Consider the following 19,587-nt stretch of genomic DNA (forward strand, 5'->3'; position numbering starts at 1 on the left):
AATCATTGATGCAAACAGCAATATCTGTTAAAGCCTGTGCAAGATGCTTGCACGCTAACTTCTCAGGATGCTTTTGTGATCCCTATTCTTTTATGCTAATTAGGAGTGGTACAGTCATGGATTTGACAACAGTTTTAGGCTTAATTTTGGGGCTTGCAGGTTTAATAGGCGGCTACATGTGGGATGGCGGACATATTAACTCCTTGATCATCCCCAGTGCCATGCTGATCGTATTCGGTGGAACATTTGGAGCGGTTGCCGTCAGTTTCCCAGGCTCTACGCTGGCCAAAATACCCAAAGCCCTCGGCATTGCTTTCAAACAAGTAAAAAGAGATCCAGCAGCTACCATTGATGAAATTGTGGATATGGCCTCTGTGGCTCGAAGAGAAGGCGTACTTGCCCTTGAACAGCGTGCTCAGGAACATACAAACCCTTTCCTTAAAGACGGTCTGCTCATGGTTGTCGATGGAACGGACCCTGAGTTAACACGGCAAATTCTCGAGCTTGAGATGGATGCGATTGAACATCAAGTTGAGAATATGTCCAAAGTATTCGAAGCTGGTGGCGGTTATGCGCCCACGATGGGGATTATCGGTACAGTTATGGGACTCATTCACGTGCTTGGCAATCTGGATGATCCCTCCAGCCTCGGCCCCGCTATCGCTGTTGCCTTTACGGCTACTCTGTACGGTGTTATGAGCGCTAACTTGATCTATCTCCCGCTTGCTAACAAAATTAAAGTTCGCGGCAAAGAAATGGTTTCCGAAATGGAACTGATGCTGGAAGGCATCCTTGCGCTGCAGGCTGGTGAAAACCCGCAATTAATTAAGAAAAAGCTAAATTCCTTCCTCCATGACAAATCTGCGAAGAAACCGATAGAGGAGGATGCCGATAATGGCACGGAGAGGTAAGAAGCAAGAAGAACACGTAAACCATGAGAGATGGCTCATTACCTATGCCGATTTAATCACCCTGCTGCTCGTTTTTTTCATTATTATGTATGCAATGAGCAAAGTCGATGTTCAAAGTATGCCGTTTTGGCCCAAGTATTAAACATGCAGTTCCAGAAAGCCGACTCTGTCCTTGATAAGGGCAAAGGCATCAGCGGTCAGATGACACCTAAACAGGGTGACGCTGACAGTAAGGATAAAGATTATACGCAACATAATCAGGACCTTCAGAAAGAAGAGAATACGAAGACTAAGCCCAATGACAATGAAAAGGAAAAACGAGAAAAAGAACTTCAAGATCTCTTAAGGCAAGTACTGGCTTACATTAAAGATCAGAATTTGGAGGCTCAAGTGTCCGCCAGTGATACGGAGCGCGGTGTTGCCATCACACTGAACGACCTATTCCTCTTTGATCTCGGTAAAGCGGACTTGAAACCGGCATCCTTTCCCATCCTGCAGAAGCTGGCATCCTTGTTCCCTACACTGAACAGTAAAGTTAGTATCGAAGGCCACACGGACAACTTGCCTCTGGCCACAGGGTCCCCCTTCAAAGACAACTGGGGCTTATCCTTTGCCCGTTCACTCTCTGTTCTTCGCTATTTTAGCGATACCGCCAAGCTGGATGACAAAAAATTCATCGCTACCGCGTATGCAGACACCATGCCCAAGGTCAGCAATACAAGCGATGAAAACCGCAGCAAAAACCGCCGCGTCGAAATCATCGTTTTACGGGACGGATTAGCACCTATTGCAACGATTAAATAAATTAAAAACCTACTTCCCTTGAATGTCCGAGAAGTAGGTCTTTTCGATTGCCGTTACATGGATTTGGTTGAATCATTGGACAAGAGACCTGTTAATTTGTTCCGCAAGTAGGAAAACAGATGCACCGGTCGATGCGCTACGAAATAAAGCGCATCTTGGTCCGGCGCTAGAATAATACCGAGCTGATGATGATCACCCGAGAATATAGCACGTTTCAGAAACCGCACCTCGCCTTGCTCATTCAATACTTCCAGTCTGCAAAACGCTGAATTCAAATTCATCGCCACATGCAGATCTGTTTTATTTATGATTTTGTGACCATTTACTTTGTGTATGAGCTCACCCGGTTGAATACCTATCTCCGCAGCCGGACTGTTAGGAACAACAGCCAGCACCAGTAGGCCTCGCGGCGAATGCACATAAAAAGGGATTTGTCTTGTCTCTGACCATTGGTTATACCTAATCAACCCTTCATGCAAACCAATACTGAGGATCGCTGCAACGATAATAATCGGACTCCAGTAGTACGCGGCAATAGCCGCAGCGAAAATAACTAATCCGTACACATACAGTAAACTAGCACTCAGACGCGCTTGTTTCCGCGGCAGCTTGGATATCGTTAACTCTGTGAAACCGATCATGGCTGGAAATGCGAGCAATGTCCACCCAGCTGCGAGATTAGACCCGAATAACGTACCCCAAGGCAAGCCTTGCAACTCGCCGCCAGCCATAGGAACTAGCAGAAACAGGGGTACTGGCCAAAAGCCCTGCAGCTGATAGCCGCCAATAATTTGCCCTCTTCTTCCTTCCACAAATAACGGACTCGCCATTCTAGCTCCTTGAAGACCTGTCAATACCCCCTCCAACAGATGGAGAATAGCCACGATAACAAGTAAAGAAGGAATATCCGCATTCATCACCGTATCCACAAAAGGCACAGATTCCTTTAATCCGTCGATATTCGGTATCCAAGATAAAATCGCTTGAGCTATGCCCAGAATACCTACGGCATAAGCCAGACAGAGGAACCTGACCCTTATGCTGACCAAAACAATCGAGAGCACCCACAAAAGAATAACAGCGTCCGTCTGGACACTCACACCTACAAAAAGTAGGATGACTGAGGCGCATAGACCACCTATCCATCCCCACAGCACAGTTCGCCAGGTTTCATTCAAAAGTGAATGCAAACGCGTATGAAATAGCTTTCGTTCCATTTGTATCTGTTTACGATACTGCAAAACAATAAATAAAATGCCTATATAGTAGAAAGGATTCACAAACAATTGACCTATAGCCTGAAGCAGTCTGTCCAAGAGTTGAATCAATAAATCCATACGATTCCGGGCTCCTTGATAAAAAGAAATAGGAAGGCTGCCGATGCAACCTTCCTATATGAATTCGACTAACAAGCGCTTATTTCCTGCTGCCACTAGCTAATTTCCATTATCTAACCAAGATTATTTCCCAAGCTGCTTCTGGATTTGGCTAATAGCCGCCTTCAATTGGGCATCATTCTTTGGTTCACGAATTTGCGCCATAATGGCTTTCTCTATCTTATTGGCTGTTTCCGTATCTACCTCACCTGTCATCGGCAAGTCGTTCGTACGTTGGAAAGCTTTCACAGCCGTGACCGTTTTATCGTTGAAATATCCGTCAGAACGTTCCGTCGAGAAGCCAAGGCCCGTCATCATTAACTGCAGATTTTTCACATCATCGCTTGAAATATCTTGCTTGAGCACTGTTTTCTTGGAAAGAGGTGCTGCCTTAAAATACGCGGGTTGATCCACCGCGATATCCGGCTTAATCCCCGTTTTGTGAATCCAGTTGCCATTTGGCGTTAACCATTTGTAAACCGTCATCTTTATATTGCTGCCGTCGCCCATTTCTTTCTCAAAAGTCACTTGGACGGTTCCCTTGCCATAGGACGTTTCGCCAATAATTTTGCTTCCAACCGCTTCTTGGAATGCTCCTGCCAAAATCTCAGAGGCGCTGGCACTTCCTTTATTGATCAGAACCGTAACCGGATAGTTCTTGCCTTTACCCGTCGAAGGTGTTGGCTCGCGCTTCCCATCACGGTTCTCTACTTGAACAATGGGCTTACCGCTCTGTACGAAAGGATTCACAATGTCTACGACTACGTTCAACAAACCGCCTGGATCATTGCGCACGTCGATAACAAGACCTTTCATACCTTTAGCTTCTAGACTTTTAAGCTCTTCCGCAAAACGTACAGCTGTATTCGAGGAGAACTGGCGGATCTCAATTTTGCCGATTTGATCTTGAAGCATTTCACCGTATACCGTTTCCACATCAATCGTATCTCTGACTACAATAACTTGAACAGGTTCGCCCGCGCCTTGGCGCAGCAAGTCCAGCTTCGCCTGTGTTCCTTTCGGACCGCGAATCTTCATAACAGCCTGGTTGAGAGTCAGCCCGTCCAATTTATCACCGTTAACCGATACAATGACATCTTTGGATTGAATACCCGCTTTCTCCGCTGGAGAGCCTTTAATTGGTGAAACAATAACAAACTTGCCTTCCTCAATGGAAACTTCTGCACCTATGCCTTGGAAGGAGGAAGTAATGCTCTCATCGAATTGCTTCGCTTCCTTCTGATCCATGTAAACAGTGAAGGGGTCTTCTAAGGATTCCAACATGCCATTAATCGCACCGTTTACCAGTTTATCATGATCAGGCTGCTTTAAATACTTGCTCTCAATCAACTGAAACGTTGTCGATATTTTGCTCAGATCCTTACTGGAAAGTCCTGTCGATGTTGAGGTAGAGGTTGCCGTGCCGCCAGCAGCCTGCTCTTTCCGACCCCAAGATACCGACGAGTCCGCAATCGTAAGTGTCACGATACTGGTTGCAAACATCGTTAACAATACAAAAACAAGCACAGTGCGTCCTTTAAATTGCACAGCGTGATCCACCACCTTTTTCCTTAAGCCCATTTGAGTTCGCTTGCTTGTAGTATATGACAAGCTATTCTCGTTTTATAACCAAGTCTTTCTATCTTAAAAATGGTTTTGGATCCGTAGGCACTTCGTTCATTCTAACTTCAAAATGCAAATGGTTGCCCGTAGACTGCCCCGTCGAGCCAACACCGGCAATTTTCTGCCCACGCTTTACCACGTCCCCAACCTTCACATAAATGCCATCATTCATAATATGTCCGTATACTGTCCATAAGCCATTACCGTGATTCACTATTACACAATTCCCATAGCCATTCATCCATGAGGCATAAATGACAGAGCCATTCTCAGCTGCACGGATTTCCGTACCTTTGGGAGCACCCAGATCAATTCCCTTATGATTCTCGGATTTTCCTGTGACGGGATTGATTCGATTTACAAAGTCCGATGTAATTGGCGCCTGAACAGCTAATGGGTAACCAAGCTTACCACCCGCATAAGTAAACGGCGACTTTTCCCTACTGGCGGCACGCTTCTTTTCCTGTAAATCCGCCTCTTGCTTAGCAAGCCGTGTAATTTCCTTGTCGCTTTCTTCGGAAATATTTTCCAATACTTTCTCTTGCTTAGAGAGAGAAGCGATCTTGACTTCCTTAGCTTTCTCCTTCGTCTGAAGATCGTCCCGGAGTGCATCCGCATCGGCATACAACCCTTTCACCTTCTCCAGTTGATGCTCCGTCTCTACTTTTTTTAGGGCGACTGTGTCTTTATCTTTCTTATTCGACTCCAGTATTTCTTTATCTTGATTCACAATCGATTTCAAGGCTTCAACACGGTTAATAAAATCAGAAAAACTAGTCGCACTAAGAAGCACGTCCATGTAGGAAACAAACCCGTTCATGTACATCAAGCGAACGCGAGATTTCAAAATTTGATCCCGGCCTGCCACACGCGCAACCGCTTCATCCAATTGTTTCGCGTCAGCCTCTAATGTGTCCGAAACTTGATCAATCTGTTCATTCAGCAGCGTTAGCTTCTTACTTGCTTCATTAACCTGTTCAAGGAGCGTTTTCATATCCTTTGTCGTTTGGTCCTTCTCCGTTTGCACCTTTGTGATTTGATTCTGTGCATCATTCGCCTTTTGCTGCGCTTCGGCCTTCTGTTTCTTAAGCTGAGTCAACTGCTGATCGATCTTATCCGTAGTCGAAGCGGCATAACCCGCATATGGAATTGCCAACGATGCGGCCATCCCAAGTGTCAACACCAAGGGTAGAATCTTCTTCTTCAAGCACGTAGCCTCCCTATATTCAAACCTGAACTTCTTTTCGAAATCTTTCAATCTATCAAAATCGTTAAACGCGGAGGAATTTACGGACGGAAATAAGGGAACCCCATATCCCTATGACCATTCCAATTCCAAGCAGCAATGCCGTGAGCGTATAGCTGATTTTTCCGAAAGGCGTCAATTCAATCATCATCAGATTCAAATTAAGCGAACTTGTATTCATCAACTTCCAATAACCGCCCAAAATCAGGGCAGTCGGAATAACAGACCCAATAAACCCTAGCAGAGCACCTTCTATAAAAAACGGCCAACGAATAAATGAGTTCGTTGCTCCCACCATTTTCATGATTGAAATTTCTTTACGTCTGGCTAATATTGTGATTTTAATAGTGTTCGCGATAAGAAACACCGCAGTAAATGATAATAAAACAACGATCCCGATTCCGATCCAACGAACGATTTGCGTCACTTTGAATAAGGCTTCAACCGTTCCTTTTCCATAATTCACTTTATAGATGGGTTTAGGATCTTTACCTATATTGAGGGCGCTAATTTGATCAGCAACAACAGCAACATTCCTTGGCTCATCCACTTCAATCGTGAATGCGTCATTAAGTGGATTGTTGTCTCCCTCAAAGCCGTCAAGCAGAGCTTTGCCGCTCTCACCGAGCTTTTGCCGTAAATAAACGAGTCCCTCTTCTTTAGAGACAAATTTAATATCTTTGACTTCATGTATAGCTTGTATTTGAGTTTGTAAAGATTGCACCTGATCTTGAGGGGTGTTCACTTCCAAGTACACATTAATTTCGACTTGCTTCTCAATTTGACTTGCGATGTCATTCACATTTAGCGTAATAAGCACGAAAATGCCCAGAATAAATAATGAAATGGAAATTGAACTAATCGAAGCAAACGTCATCCATCCATTGCGAACGACATTTTTCGTCCCTTCGCGCAGATGACGGGCAACCGTACTAATCTTCATAGCCGTATTCCCCCCGTAACTGGTCACGAGCAATAAGGCCCTGCTCAATTGCGATGACTCGTTTACGCATTGTGTTTACAATTTCTTTGTTGTGCGTGGCCATAACAATGGTCGTACCTCGAAAATTAATTTCTTCCATCAATTTCATAATCCCCCACGACGTATCGGGATCGAGATTTCCTGTTGGCTCGTCTGCGATGATCACCGCTGGGTTATTAATTATTGCCCGGGCAATGGCTACCCGCTGCTGCTCGCCGCCTGAAAGCTGTGATGGCAAGGAATTAGCCTTATCCTTCAACTTTACAAGCTCAAGCACTTCCATCGTGCGTTTCTTAATTTGCTTCTTTGGCGCCTCAATAACTTCCATCGCGAAGGCTACATTTTCAAAAATATTAAGTTTCGGCAATAAGCGATAATCTTGGAAAATAACGCCGATATTACGACGTACATAGGGAATTTTGCGTTGTTTTAGCTTTTCTAAATTAAACCCGTTTACGAAAATTTGACCTTTGGTCGGTCTCTCTTCTCTATACATCAGTTTCATAAATGTAGATTTACCTGCGCCGGAAGGTCCAACAACGTAAACAAACTCGTTGCGGTCCACTTTCACATTAATCCCTCGCAATGCATGAGTGCCGTTGGAGTACGTTTTCCATACGTCCTGCATTTCGATCACAATATCACATCCTAATATAGGGATCTTTGAGCTTGCTCAAAGTCTCTCCGCTTCGGGCTCTTTGAGCGGTGCTTAAAGTCTCTCTGCTATATAGATAGCCTTTATCCATTCGACACAAAAGTAGAAATTCCTTTTAGAAATGTTCTGAATTTCGTCCGAACTACCGACATTATATCATTTTCTGAGAGATTATGAGAATTATGGCGCTTGTAGAGACGACAACGGGGATTTGACTACATGAATAAAACGCAAAAAACCGCCCAAAGAAGGCGGTATTGGTTATCTTATCGTTTGTTTTTAGGAGCCCCTACACTAGACCTGACAAGCAGCTCCGTTGGAAGCACTAATTGTTTAGTGACCTGACGGCCTTCCAGCATGTCGATAATCATCTGGGCGGACTGGTAGCCAATTTCATAAGGATTTTGGCTAACGGTGGTTAATGTCGGGGAGCAATAAGCGGAGATGCTAATGTTGTCGAATCCAGCCACCGAGACATCATCCGGAATCGTAAGTCCAAGCCCCCGAAGTGCTTGCATAGTTCCTAGAGCCATTAAATCGCTTGCGCAAAAAATAGCAGTCACATCCGGACGCTGAGACATCAGTCTATAAGTGGCATCACGGGCACCCTCATCCGAGAACCCCCCATCCAGTACCAGATCTTCCTCAAAGGGAATGCCTGCTTGTTGTAAAGCTTGCTTATACCCTTCCAAGCGCTTGATGCTGACATCCGCTTGTGCATGACCATTCACCAGCGCTACCTTCCTATGACCCTGTTCAATCAAGTAGTGCGTCATCTTAGAAGCACCTTGAATATTATCCGAGGTTACGTAACCCACATTGCTATTTTTAAAAGGGATATCTATGAGCACACAAGGCAAACTAGACGCGACGATTTCTTTTAAATAAAGGTCATCCAATCGAATACCCATAATAATGACACCGTCTACCCCTCGTTCCTGACAAAGCGCTTTATAAGATTTCGCGGCTTGCTTCTGGGGCGTCGTACTGAATAAAATCAGATCATAATTCAACTCACCGGCCCGGTCATTCATACCGCAAAGGATTTCAAACGCAATACTATCCTTCGTACTATTCCGCGTAATACCGGATAAGAGCAAGCCGAGTGTCTGCGTTTTTTTGGATATGAGGCTACGTGCCGCCATATTTGGACTATAACCAAGCTCATTGGCAATGAGTTGAATCTTTTTTCGGGTTTCATCATTGACATCATTGTAACCATTAAGCGCGCGTGATACTGTCGTGACGGACACGCCTGCTTCTTTGGCAATATCTTTAATGGTAATCATATCGTTAGCGTGTTCGCCCCCTCTATCCAAAACGTTTTGGAATAAACGAATCAAATTTTATATAATTTCTATTCTAGTCTATTCCCCCCCTAGTTTCAATCCTAATTATTCGTTGATGTAAACGCTTAAAAATTTTATTTAGGGGATTGAAAATGGTTACATGGTTATGTATAATCAAAAATGTGAGTTACCAAAACGTTTCGGGAACATGAAAAGAGGCATTTTACACAATTTAGGAAAATAAAATTTAACGGGTTCATACCTATTTAATTTTGGTTTCCTTTTCTTTTTGCTTACACCCGAAACGTTTCGGTAAGGATGAATTTTGCACTATCATCAAGAATAACAGAGAAAAGGGGTGGCCCGAATGGATTACCGAGTCATTAAGGAGAATGATCTATTCTTCATGACCGATAAAACCGGCGATATTCCAGCTAATAATGAGGCAGGACACGGTCTATATACGAAAGATACCCGCTTCCTAAGCGGGCTTGAAATTCGCATAAACGGCATGACGCCGATTCTGCTTAGTTCATCCGCAGGAACGAACTATATCGCCACCATTCGTATGACTAATCCTCATATGGAGTCGGATGGGCAGTTGATTCTTTGGAGAGAATCTGTCGAACTGGAAAGACAACGATTTATTTACGAAGGTGCTTTATATGAAACCATCGCCTTCACGAACTATTTCCCAAAAGCTGTTGCTTTCGACTTTACAGCTAAATTTGAAAGCGACTTCGCTGATATGTTCGTTGTGCGCGGCTTTCAGAACGGGACATTCGGCGAAATGCTTCCCGATGTTCGGGAAGATCAGAAGCTGATCAAGCGTTACAAAGGTACAGATGGCGTTGGACGTCAGACGCATATTGCTTGGGATCGTAAGGAGACTACTGTTCAGGAAGACGGTACAGTAGCGTTCAACTTCGAGCTTGCTCCCAAGGAGCGGCAATCCGTCACTTTCTTTATCGCCCCTTATATCGATGACCAGGGACCTGAACAAGTACCAGCTGAGCAAGCGATTGAGCAATTGAAAGCATCCTACCAAGAATGGGATACGAATACTACTTCCGTAGAAAGCGATCTCCCTTTGTTCAATCATTTGTACGATCGCGGGCTGCAAGATTTGCGCGTGCTTCTTACGGACCTCGGGCATGGTCACTTCCCCGTCGCCGGACTACCTTGGTATGCCGTCCCATTTGGTCGCGATAGCTTAATTGCAGCGCTGCAAATGCTGTCTGCAGAACCCAATGTAGCTAAAGGCACATTGCTTACAATGGCCTCCTACCAAGGAACCAAGCAAGATGTTTGGCGTGATGAGGAACCGGGTAAAATCATGCATGAGATTCGCTATGGCGAGCTTGCATTAACGAACCAAGTTCCATTCACACCTTACTATGGAACGATTGATGCAACCCCCCTTTTCCTACTCCTTGCAGCAGAATATGTGCAATGGACAGGCGATACGGCTCTAATCGAGCAATTGATGCCGAACATCGAGCAGGCCTTAAACTGGATCGACAAGTATGGCGATGCAGATGGTGACCGTTTTGTGGAATATTATCAGAAATCCTCTAAAGGGATTGCCAACCAAGGTTGGAAGGATTCCGGCGATTCTGTCGTCCACAGTAATGGCGATTATGCCAAAGCTCCAATTGCACTAGCTGAAGTACAAGGATACGTCTATCATGCCAAAGTGAAACTAGCTCCTATTCTTCGCAAGCTGGGCAAAGAATCGATGGCGGACGAGCTGGAAAGCTCTGCGGAAGATCTGCGTCAACGCTTTGAAGCAAGCTTTTGGATGGAAGAGGAAGGGTTTTACGCTATTGCCCTAGATGCTGACAAGAAACAAGTTCAATCCGTTACAACCAATCCAGGCCATGTTCTCATGTCCGGTATGCTGCAGGCGGATCGCGCTGAATCCGTGGTGCGGAGGCTTGTAGCTCCTGACATGTTTAGCGGTTACGGCATTCGGACCATGAGTACAGAATCTTCCGGTTACAACCCAATGAGCTATCACGACGGCAGCATTTGGCCGCATGATAACTCACTTATCCTGCTGGGCATGAGCCGCTCCGGTTACAAAGCAGAAACGATGCAAGTGATTGAAGGCTTAATGAAGGCAGCCGAAAGTTTTGAGTACCACAGATTGCCTGAATTATATTGCGGATACGACGCTGCCATAGGCGATCCGGTACCATACCCGGTAGCATGCTCACCGCAAGCTTGGGCAGCAGGCACTCCGTTGGTATTCTTACAGACGATGCTCGGTATCGAGCCTGATACACTGGGCGGTACCATCCAGTTGAATCCCGTACTGCCATCTGGCATGACGGAACTTACTGTCCGCAATATGACGGTAGCGCAAGGCAAACTGAGCCTTCACGTTCAGCTTAACCCACAAACGCAAACTACTGTTGTGAACGTGCTGCATAATTCGACTGGGCTTCAATTGATTCACCACATATAAAAAGGGAGGCACTATCACATGAAAAAATGGTTTACTGGCATTTCCATAGCTGCTGTATCCTCAATGATCGTCATTTCCGGCTGTGGCAGTCAAACGAACAACGCATCTCCTTCACCTGCAGCAACGAACCCTGCTAAATCGACAGAGCCGGTCACAATTACATTGAACGGTTGGGGCTCCACACCTGAGGAAACCGCATTATTTCAACAAGTTTTAAAAGATTTCCAAGCCAAACATCCGAACATTACCGTCAAATTTGACGTGATCGCGGATCAATACATGGATGTCATCAAAACTCGTTTGGTCGGTGGTGAAGGCGCGGACGTCTTCTTCCTGGATGCCTTTGAAGCTCCTGCCCTCATTGCCAAAAACGTTCTCGAACCGCTTGATAGCTACGTGAAGCCTGACTTCGACGTTGCTGACTTCGAAACGCCGCTTCTGAACGCTTTCAAAGGGAAAGACAACAAAAGCTACGGTTTCCCGAAAGATACTTCTACGCTAGCGCTTTTCTATAACAAGAAAGATTTCGCGGAAGCTGGTATCACGAAGGTGCCTACAACTTGGGAAGAGCTTCAAGATGCAGCCAAAAAGCTGACAAAAGCTGACGGCGGTAAAGTATCCCGTTACGGATTCGGCTCTGCGCCTGAATTGGCTCGTCAAATGTTCATGATTCAAGCCGCGGGCGGTAAAGTGTCCGACGATAACGGCAATGCCGCTTTCTCTTCTCCTGAAGCGTTAAAAGGTTTACAACCCGTTGTTGATATGCACTTGAAAGACAAATCTGCAGGTGAACCGAAGGATCTTGGCGCAGGCTGGGGCGGCGAAATGTTCGGACAGCATAAAGCTTCGATGGTTATCGAAGGAAACTGGGCAATTCCATATCTGCAAAGCACATTCAAAGATATTGACTTCGGAACAGCTGAAGTACCAACTACTTTCGGTAAAAAAGCGACAATGGCTTACACAGTTGCTTACGTGATGAACAAAAGCTCCAAGCACAAGCAAGAAGCATGGGAACTTATCTCTTACCTGACAGGTAAAGAAGGCATGAAAACTTGGACTAGCAAAGGCTTAGCGCTGCCTACCCGTAAATCGGTAGCCACAGAACTTGGCTTCGACAAAGATCCGCTGCGCGCAGCACTAGTAGCTGGTAACTCCTACTCCATTCCATGGCAAGCCAAAGAAACATTGCCAACAATCATGAACAACTTCAACAATCAGTTTATTTCCGCCTACCAGGGCAAAGTAAGCTTGGAAGAAGCGCTCAAAAAAGCGCAAGATACCGCTAATAAAGAAATTGCCGCAGGGAAATAATCACATATAGCAAAGTCACCGTAAAAGAGGATTAGCTTCCTCTTTTACGGCATTTTACGGAAAGGGGGGCTTTTGATGAAAAAACAACGCTGGAACCGCCGCAAGTGGCGGGACGCGATCTCTGGATATTTGTTCGTTTCTCCGTCACTGATCGTGCTTGGCGCCTTCTTTTTACTGCCTATTCTGTATGCTGTCTTCCTCTCTCTTCATAAGGTTGAGCTGCTCGGTGGAGTAAGTTATAAATTCATTGGGCTTCGCAACTTTGCTCGCATCGCCGATGATGATCGTGCCTGGATCGGGCTTCGGAATACAGTTGAATATGCCATATATGTAGTTCCCATACAAACCATAATCGCCATGTTGATGGCCTCCGTCCTCAATTCCAAAATTAAGTTCCGTAATTTTTTCAGAGTTGTCTACTTCATGCCGACAATTACTTCATCCGCGGTACTTACACTTATTTTCATGTGGCTTTACAAATCCGACGGATTACTGAATGATATTCTCAATTTCATAGGCATGGACAGCTACAATTGGCTGGGAGACCCTAGCGTCGCCCTCAAAGGTATTATGATTATGAACATATTTTCCACAGCGCCTCAATTTATGGTTATTTACTTAGCCGCGCTGCAGGATATTCCCGATACGCTATATGAAGCGGCTGAACTGGATGGCGCCGGAACCTGGCGCAGATTCATTTCCATTACAGTCCCCATGCTCAAACCAGTTACATTCTTCGTGGTAACGATGGGATTAATCGGAACCTTCCAACTTTTTGACCAGGCTTATATATTGTCCAGCGGCTCTGGGGGCCCTGATAACTCTACATTGACCCTCGTGCTGTTGATTTATCAATATGCCTTCAAGAATTTGGACATGGGCTATGCTTCCGCCTTGGCCTTCATGCTAGCCTGCGCCATCATGGTTGTTACGTTGATCCAGCGTAAGCTATTCGGCGGCGAAGAGAAATTGAACTAAGAGAGGAGAGACCCACTATGGGAGCTTCCAAAACCCGCTCCATTGCGCGCGTATTGACCTATGTTATGCTTTTGCTATATGCCGTCATCACCGTTATTCCGTTTTTCTGGGCGCTCTCCGCTTCGTTCAAAACGCTTGCGGAAATCTCCACGACCGGATTATCGTTTATTCCAAAGCATTTTACGCTTGATAATTACAAGTACATCTTCACTAGCGAGCAGATGTTCCCTCGCTGGTTTCTGAACAGCGTATTGGTTGGTGTCTCCGTGACCCTGCTCAATTTACTGCTGAACTCTTTAGCTGGGTATTCCTTAGCCCGCTTTGACTTTCCCGGCAACAAGCTGATTTTCTTCTTCATCTTAAGTATTCTGATGGTGCCGGACAAAGTTACCCTCATTCCGCAATATCTGATTATTAAAGATATTGGATGGCTAAACAGCTTCAGCGCTCTGATTATTCCGGCGGCGGTGCAAGCCACTTATATTTTCATGATGCGCCAGTTTTTCATTAGTTTTCCCAAGGAATTGGAAGAAGCCGCTGAAATGGATGGCATGACGCGTTTAGGCATGTTCTTCCGAGTCGCACTCCCGCTAGCTGGACCACCGCTTGCCGCGATGGCGATTTTCACCTTCATGGGCTCATGGAACGAATTCCTCAAACCGCTTCTCTTTATGTCTGAGCGCGCCATGTTCACACTTCCTTTAGGTTTAAACACATTCAAAGGCCAGTACATCTCCTATTGGAACTATATTATGGCAGCATCTATGATTTTCACCCTGCCAGCTTTACTTGTGTATGTATTCGGCAATCGCTTTTTCATCAAAGGGATTACATTTACAGGAACCAAATAATACATGCAGAGAACCGTCGGAACTTTTTCGGGCGGTTTTTGTTTATTGAATAACCTGTATACATGGGCAAGTACTAAAATAGCTTCGCTAACGATACATATGGTAGTACAGGCATTCGTTTGCCTGAACTACTCATAAGTAAGCGTAAAGGAGTCCTTCCTCATGCCATCAACCTCCTCCAACTTATCGCCTATTCGTAAATATATCCTGACTTTAACCCTAATCACCTCCTTATCAGGCATTGGAGGCGGAACACTCTATCTGTACGGAACCGGACAGACCCTGCCTTCAAAGATTCAGGTTGCTGGCTGGAAGGTTGGCGGCATGTCTTATATGCAATTTCAACAACAATTGGACCAGAAGCTGCAACGTTATGCCTCTATAAAGGTGCAACTCTCCTCACCGGATACGGAGGTTGCTGCTAAAGACATGACGCTTGAGCAGCTGGGGCTGGTTATTCAAAGAGAACAGCTGGATGACACCTTGAAACACTTGTTCCATGCTTCCATCGAGGACAGAATTGCCGCCAGATGGTCTTTACGTAAAGCAAAAATCCCTTTATCGGTTTCCATAGACGCAAGTAAACTTAATGCTGCTGTAAAACAAGGCTGGAAAGAAATCTACGATCGCCAACCTGTTGCCGCAAGGCGTATCGTGAAACCGGATGACTCCATCCAGTACGAACCCGAACGCAGTGTCGTTCGTTTAGATACAATCACACTACTGAAAGAGCTTGAGGCGCAACTGCCATCCATTGCAACGATATCCGATGAGCAGACGACACTAAAAGTATCCCTGCCACTTTATAAAGAGCAACCAGCTATAACGGTTGATGCTCTGACTAACCAGGGAATTGAACGCAAAATATCAGAGTTCACGACCTCCTTTCCCCTCTCGGGTGCAGGCCGTATTCATAATATCCGTTCTACGGCTACTTCCATCCAAGACATGCTGCTAGCTCCCGGAGAGACTTTTGATTATAGTAAAATCATCGAGCAAACCGAGACGAAGTTCGGCTATCAGGAAGCACCTGTCATTCTGAACGGCAAGCTTGTCCCCGGCATCGGTGGCGGTATATGCCAAGTGTCTACCACTTTGTATAACGCCGTGCTGAGAAGCGGACTTGCCATCGTAGAGCGGCGCAATCATTCGCTGCCTGTCAGTTACGTACCGCTAGGGCAGGACGCTACCTTCGCTGGCGGGTACATTAACTTCAAATTCCGCAATACTACAGATGCCTATTTGCTTATACGTACTCTAACAACAGATCGAGATGTCACTGTAAAGCTTTTTGGCCGTATGCCGTCATCTACTACTTATGATGTCGAGTCGAAAATTATTGAAACTATACAACCAACAATCAAATATTTGCATAATCCCAGCATAAGCCGCGGCTCTATCAAGCCGATCAGCACGGGTAAAGAAGGATACGTCGTCGAAACTTATCGGTATAAAAAGGAAAATGGTTCTGTCGTTAGCAAAGAACTCATCTCCAAAGATCGCTATTCTCCCGTTCCTGCTCTCGTGGCTTCAAACCGCAGCGATATTAAACCGGATGAAGGCAGCCAAGGCGAGAACGGTAAACCGATCCTGGAAGATGGCGTAAAGGGACCTAATTTCCGATGACATAGGCTTATAGATCTAAAAAACCGAACTTTTTCCCTTTTTCATATCAAACAATGACAGGTCATATGACTCTAGATACTAGGTCACTATGACTTTTTTCCATTATGATACTCATATAAGGTTAGCACTCAAGGAGGTTAGGCGATGAGTAAAATGGATTATTTTAAAGAATTAAATCACCGATTACGCGGACTTCCGGAGAAGGAACGCCAAAATATATTATCTGTTTATGAAGAACTATTTCAAAAAGCAATTGAAAACGGCAAACAAGAAGATGATGTAGCCCAGTCACTTGGCTATCCGAGAATTCCAAATTGGGATGCCTCCAAAGAAACACCCAAAGAGACACCTCGTGCACAGCAGGAGCCTGTAAAAAGTCCAATTCATGTAAACATCGAGAAATCTTATGCAAATCCGGAACCGTCTCGGACATCAGCTCCAACTCAAGCTCGCCCTGATTACCCGCCCTTTGTGCCAAATAATCACCCAAATCCGCATATGCATGCAAATCCGTACCCTTACCCTGTTAAACAAGAGTCAGGCATTAAAGCGATTATTGTTAGCATTGCACTGGGATTTTTCAACTTGATCTTCATCGTCGGGCCATGGTTTGCTGTCTTCGCAACATTGATTTCCTTATTTGTTTCCGGCTTTGGGCTTCTCATAGCGCCAATTATAGGGATTCTGGGCAACTTGTTGGGAGGAACCGGAGGCGATCTACAATTCACAGGATTCGTGCTGCTTGCTTGTTTTGGCCTTGGCATTATCCTGACAACACTCAGTACATGGCTAATTAAAGTTTTCTTTAAACTAAGCCGAATGTACATTCAATTTAATGCCAAATTGATTAAGGGGGCTTAAGCCATGAAACGTGGAGTGAAATTTTTCTTATTGATCGGCTTAGTCTGCTTTGCAGTTGGCATTATCGGAGCTGCGCTATCTTTTAAAACGTGGGATATGAATGAAGGACTTGCCAATGTGGATGTGGAAAAGAAAATTTCCGCTGCCAATATCGATACCTTAAGTATTCAAACTGACATTTCCAAAGTTACCTTTATCCCCAGTGACACGAATGAAATTAAAGTGCACTTAGTGGGGATGCTTAGCAAAGATCGGGCCAAGGATTGCACCATTGAGGCCGTAACCGAAGGCTCTAACGCATGGCGCGTTGATGTTTGTAAAGATCGGAAAAAAATTCATATTAACTTTGATTTAACGGAATTAAAAAGTTTGATCCTGAACCGGGGTCCCGGTCTAAGAACCGAAGTAGCCCTTCCGGATAAAATGTTCAAAGCGATCACTGTTGCTTCCGATACCGGATCCATAAATTTCAAAGAAGTGAAAGCCGAGAAGCTTACTGCAAGTGCAGACACGGGTTCTATTACCATAGAAAGTTATATCGGAAAGCAGCTTAGTGCTCAAACGGATACCGGACGTATCACAGTGGGCGAAGGTCAGGGCGAGGTAAAGCTGAAAACAGATACAGGCAGTATTTCGGCTAAACTTCATGATATCGGTGACTCGGTCACATTACAATCCGATACAGGCAGTATTCGCCTTCAACTAGATCCACCGCCAGCCGGAGCGAGCTTTGATCTAGCTACTGATGTCGGCAGCGTTCATCTAGACATACCCGATGTTACGATGACTAAACAAAGTCACAATTCGATTAAAGGCACTATCGGGGACGGCAGTAAAAAAATATTTCTAAGAACAGATACAGGCTCGATTAATGTTAGCGGCAAATAAACGCATGATCATTTTATCGGTCAAATTCTATGCTTTCTTCTTTACATGAAAAAATGGGGTTTGTCCCAAAAGGGTAAACTTGAGTGAGTTCATCTCATAATATGTCAAAAAAAACCTTCAAAACCACTATAAAAGTGGAGTTGAAGGTTCTTTTTTTCCCAATATTACGTGAAACGTGAGGCTAAACTTTCCGGAAATGACTTTTAAGACAGTCCCTTTTTCACATAAACAGGACTTATTTACTTTTGTCCAAATACTCCTGTAACCACTCGTTTGACTGCTCCAACACTTGCTCTGCGCGGGCAATAGCTTCCGTAACTTGGTTGCTGGCTGTTCCGCCGTAAACGTTACGAGCATTAACCACCTGCTCAGGCTGTAACACCTGATATATATCGGACTCGAAGAGGCTTGAGAACGTTTTGAATTCATCGATACTCATATCAAGCAGATATTTTTTGTTTTGGATGCAATAGAGTACGGTTTTGCCGATGACTTCGTGAGCTTGACGGAAAGGAAGCCCTTTGTTCACCAGGTAGTCCGCGATATCCGTTGCGTTTGAGAAGTCCTGATTCACCGCTTGTCTCATTCGCTCCGTATTCACTTTCATCGTGGAAACCATCGGAGCGAACAACTGCAGCGCCCCCTGTAACGTGCGCACGGTATCGAACATGCCTTCTTTATCTTCCTGCATGTCTTTGTTGTAAGCAAGCGGCAGCGACTTGAGTACGGTCATCAGACCGAACAAGTTGCCGTAGACGCGGCCTGTTTTACCACGAACGAGCTCAGCGACGTCCGGGTTCTTCTTCTGCGGCATAATCGAGCTGCCGGTGCAGAACGCATCATCGAGTTCGACGAACGCGAACTCCGTGCTGGACCAGAGCACCATCTCCTCGCTGAAGCGAGAAAGGTGCATCATGATCATGGACGCGTTAGAGAGGAACTCCAGAATGAAATCACGGTCGCTGACCGCATCCAGGGAGTTCTCGTACACGCGTTCGAACCCAAGCTGCGACGCCACGAAATGGCGGTCGATCGGGAACGTTGTGCCAGCTAGCGCGCCAGCGCCCAGCGGCAGGATATTGACACGCTTGTAGCTGTCCTGCAAGCGCTCAAGATCACGTTGAAACATGCTGACGTAAGCCATCAGATGATGCGCAAACAGGATCGGCTGCGCACGCTGCAGATGCGTATAACCCGGAACAATCGTATCGATATTGTTCTTGGCTTGCTCAAGCAATGCTTCCTGTAATTTGATCAAAAGTCCTACAAATTCTACTACACGCTTACGCAAGTAAAGATGCATATCTGTCGCCACTTGATCGTTACGACTGCGTCCCGTATGCAGCTTGCCGCCAACAGGACCGATCAGGTCGATCAACGTTTTCTCGATATTCATATGAATATCTTCATTATGCACGGAATACTCCAGCTCGCCGCGGCGAATCATCCCCTGCACAGCATGAAGGCCATCCTTGATCTTCTCAACGTCATCCGCAGGCAGGATCCCGCATTTGCCAAGCATAGTAACATGCGCTAGGCTACCTTGAATATCCTCCTCTGCCAGCTCTTTATCAAAGTAATCGATGCTGTATATTCTTCAACCAATTGGTCGGTTTGTTTTGTGAATCGTCCACCCCAAAGCTTTGACACGATAGATGCTCCTCTCATAATTACAACCTAAAGGCTTTCCACAGAGGAAAGCCTATTTCACAC

Annotated in this window: 16 protein-coding genes and 1 pseudogene; 10 read left to right on the forward strand and 7 right to left on the reverse strand. The window is 45.4% G+C overall.

The annotated features are described in order from the left end of the window. Nucleotides 1–116: 116 nt before the first annotated feature. Genes FU659_RS17340 through FU659_RS17350 form a run of 3 tightly spaced genes read left to right on the forward strand, consistent with a single transcriptional unit; the run spans nucleotide 117 to nucleotide 1,715 of the window. Complete coding sequence (locus FU659_RS17340; RefSeq protein WP_147948728.1) at nucleotides 117–911, forward strand: flagellar motor protein; 795 nt, start codon at nucleotides 117–119, stop codon at nucleotides 909–911. Beyond that, nucleotides 895–1,053 (forward strand): flagellar motor protein MotB, encoded by a 159-nt coding sequence (locus tag FU659_RS38350; protein WP_147948729.1) that lies wholly within the window; start codon nucleotides 895–897, stop codon nucleotides 1,051–1,053. Before FU659_RS17340 ends, FU659_RS38350 begins: the two co-directional genes overlap by 17 nt. A gap of 2 nt (nucleotides 1,054–1,055) precedes the next feature. Beyond that, nucleotides 1,056–1,715, forward strand: coding sequence for an OmpA/MotB family protein (locus tag FU659_RS17350; protein ID WP_187274209.1), 660 nt, complete (start codon nucleotides 1,056–1,058; stop codon nucleotides 1,713–1,715). Between the two features lie 53 nt (nucleotides 1,716–1,768). Here FU659_RS17350 and FU659_RS17355 read toward each other — a convergent pair whose 3' ends face one another. The 6 genes from FU659_RS17355 to FU659_RS17380 all read right to left on the reverse strand — a co-directional run bounded on the left by FU659_RS17355 (nucleotide 1,769) and on the right by FU659_RS17380 (nucleotide 8,886). Next, nucleotides 1,769–3,052 carry a PDZ domain-containing protein gene (locus FU659_RS17355; protein WP_147948731.1) on the reverse strand — a complete coding sequence of 428 codons (1,284 nt, stop codon included), beginning with the start codon at nucleotides 3,050–3,052 and terminating at the stop codon, nucleotides 1,769–1,771. A 123-nt stretch (nucleotides 3,053–3,175) separates the two neighbouring features. Continuing rightward, nucleotides 3,176–4,639 carry a S41 family peptidase gene (locus FU659_RS17360; protein ID WP_147948732.1) on the reverse strand — a complete coding sequence of 488 codons (1,464 nt, stop codon included), beginning with the start codon at nucleotides 4,637–4,639 and terminating at the stop codon, nucleotides 3,176–3,178. Nucleotides 4,640–4,730: 91 nt separating this feature from the next. Beyond that, a complete protein-coding gene (locus FU659_RS17365; protein ID WP_147948733.1) occupies nucleotides 4,731–5,921 on the reverse strand; it encodes a murein hydrolase activator EnvC family protein in 1,191 nt (396 codons plus the stop codon). 64 nt (nucleotides 5,922–5,985) lie between these two features. Next, on the reverse strand, nucleotides 5,986–6,903 hold the full coding sequence (gene ftsX, locus FU659_RS17370; RefSeq protein ID WP_147948734.1) for a permease-like cell division protein FtsX: 918 nt from the start codon (nucleotides 6,901–6,903) through the stop codon (nucleotides 5,986–5,988). Next, nucleotides 6,893–7,579 (reverse strand): cell division ATP-binding protein FtsE, encoded by a 687-nt coding sequence (gene ftsE, locus FU659_RS17375; RefSeq protein ID WP_147948735.1) that lies wholly within the window; start codon nucleotides 7,577–7,579, stop codon nucleotides 6,893–6,895. Before ftsE ends, ftsX begins: the two co-directional genes overlap by 11 nt. A gap of 284 nt (nucleotides 7,580–7,863) precedes the next feature. Next, nucleotides 7,864–8,886 carry a LacI family DNA-binding transcriptional regulator gene (locus FU659_RS17380; protein WP_147948736.1) on the reverse strand — a complete coding sequence of 341 codons (1,023 nt, stop codon included), beginning with the start codon at nucleotides 8,884–8,886 and terminating at the stop codon, nucleotides 7,864–7,866. Between the two features lie 367 nt (nucleotides 8,887–9,253). Here FU659_RS17380 and FU659_RS17385 point away from each other — a divergent pair, with 367 nt between their 5' ends. The 7 genes from FU659_RS17385 (at nucleotide 9,254) to FU659_RS17415 (ending at nucleotide 17,874) form a co-directional block, all read left to right on the forward strand. Continuing rightward, a complete protein-coding gene (locus tag FU659_RS17385) occupies nucleotides 9,254–11,356 on the forward strand; it encodes an amylo-alpha-1,6-glucosidase (protein ID WP_147948737.1) in 2,103 nt (700 codons plus the stop codon). Nucleotides 11,357–11,374: 18 nt separating this feature from the next. Next, nucleotides 11,375–12,670 (forward strand): ABC transporter substrate-binding protein, encoded by a 1,296-nt coding sequence (locus FU659_RS17390; protein ID WP_147948738.1) that lies wholly within the window; start codon nucleotides 11,375–11,377, stop codon nucleotides 12,668–12,670. 75 nt (nucleotides 12,671–12,745) lie between these two features. Next, nucleotides 12,746–13,648 (forward strand): carbohydrate ABC transporter permease, encoded by a 903-nt coding sequence (locus FU659_RS17395; RefSeq protein WP_147948739.1) that lies wholly within the window; start codon nucleotides 12,746–12,748, stop codon nucleotides 13,646–13,648. A gap of 17 nt (nucleotides 13,649–13,665) precedes the next feature. Further along, nucleotides 13,666–14,499 (forward strand): carbohydrate ABC transporter permease, encoded by an 834-nt coding sequence (locus FU659_RS17400; protein ID WP_147948740.1) that lies wholly within the window; start codon nucleotides 13,666–13,668, stop codon nucleotides 14,497–14,499. A gap of 162 nt (nucleotides 14,500–14,661) precedes the next feature. Next, a complete protein-coding gene (locus tag FU659_RS17405) occupies nucleotides 14,662–16,125 on the forward strand; it encodes a VanW family protein (protein ID WP_147948741.1) in 1,464 nt (487 codons plus the stop codon). A 144-nt stretch (nucleotides 16,126–16,269) separates the two neighbouring features. Beyond that, nucleotides 16,270–16,986 (forward strand): DUF1700 domain-containing protein, encoded by a 717-nt coding sequence (locus FU659_RS17410; RefSeq protein WP_147948742.1) that lies wholly within the window; start codon nucleotides 16,270–16,272, stop codon nucleotides 16,984–16,986. A 3-nt stretch (nucleotides 16,987–16,989) separates the two neighbouring features. Then, nucleotides 16,990–17,874 carry a DUF4097 family beta strand repeat-containing protein gene (locus tag FU659_RS17415; protein ID WP_147948743.1) on the forward strand — a complete coding sequence of 295 codons (885 nt, stop codon included), beginning with the start codon at nucleotides 16,990–16,992 and terminating at the stop codon, nucleotides 17,872–17,874. A gap of 235 nt (nucleotides 17,875–18,109) precedes the next feature. Here FU659_RS17415 and argH read toward each other — a convergent pair. Further along, nucleotides 18,110–19,524, reverse strand: a pseudogene (gene argH / locus FU659_RS17420) (argininosuccinate lyase). Nucleotides 19,525–19,587: the final 63 nt, after the last annotated feature.

Source organism: Paenibacillus sp. N3.4 (genome assembly GCF_008017805.1).
GTDB lineage: Bacteria > Bacillota > Bacilli > Paenibacillales > NBRC-103111 > Paenibacillus_E.

What these genes read in the sequence shown, in the direction of transcription:
- FU659_RS17405 (WP_147948741.1), top strand. Translation starts at nt 14,662, where the DNA reads ATGCCATCAACCTCCTCCAACTTATCGCCTATTCGTAAATATATCCTG.
- FU659_RS17390 (WP_147948738.1), top strand. Translation starts at nt 11,375, where the DNA reads ATGAAAAAATGGTTTACTGGCATTTCCATAGCTGCTGTATCCTCAATG.
- FU659_RS17410 (WP_147948742.1), top strand. Translation starts at nt 16,270, where the DNA reads ATGAGTAAAATGGATTATTTTAAAGAATTAAATCACCGATTACGCGGA.
- FU659_RS17385 (WP_147948737.1), top strand. Translation starts at nt 9,254, where the DNA reads ATGGATTACCGAGTCATTAAGGAGAATGATCTATTCTTCATGACCGAT.
- FU659_RS17340 (WP_147948728.1), top strand. Translation starts at nt 117, where the DNA reads ATGGATTTGACAACAGTTTTAGGCTTAATTTTGGGGCTTGCAGGTTTA.
- ftsX (WP_147948734.1), bottom strand. Translation starts at nt 6,903, where the DNA reads ATGAAGATTAGTACGGTTGCCCGTCATCTGCGCGAAGGGACGAAAAAT.
- FU659_RS17400 (WP_147948740.1), top strand. Translation starts at nt 13,666, where the DNA reads ATGGGAGCTTCCAAAACCCGCTCCATTGCGCGCGTATTGACCTATGTT.
- FU659_RS17355 (WP_147948731.1), bottom strand. Translation starts at nt 3,052, where the DNA reads ATGGATTTATTGATTCAACTCTTGGACAGACTGCTTCAGGCTATAGGT.
- FU659_RS17415 (WP_147948743.1), top strand. Translation starts at nt 16,990, where the DNA reads ATGAAACGTGGAGTGAAATTTTTCTTATTGATCGGCTTAGTCTGCTTT.
- FU659_RS17380 (WP_147948736.1), bottom strand. Translation starts at nt 8,886, where the DNA reads ATGATTACCATTAAAGATATTGCCAAAGAAGCAGGCGTGTCCGTCACG.
- FU659_RS17395 (WP_147948739.1), top strand. Translation starts at nt 12,746, where the DNA reads ATGAAAAAACAACGCTGGAACCGCCGCAAGTGGCGGGACGCGATCTCT.
- FU659_RS17350 (WP_187274209.1), top strand. Translation starts at nt 1,056, where the DNA reads ATGCAGTTCCAGAAAGCCGACTCTGTCCTTGATAAGGGCAAAGGCATC.
- FU659_RS38350 (WP_147948729.1), top strand. Translation starts at nt 895, where the DNA reads ATGGCACGGAGAGGTAAGAAGCAAGAAGAACACGTAAACCATGAGAGA.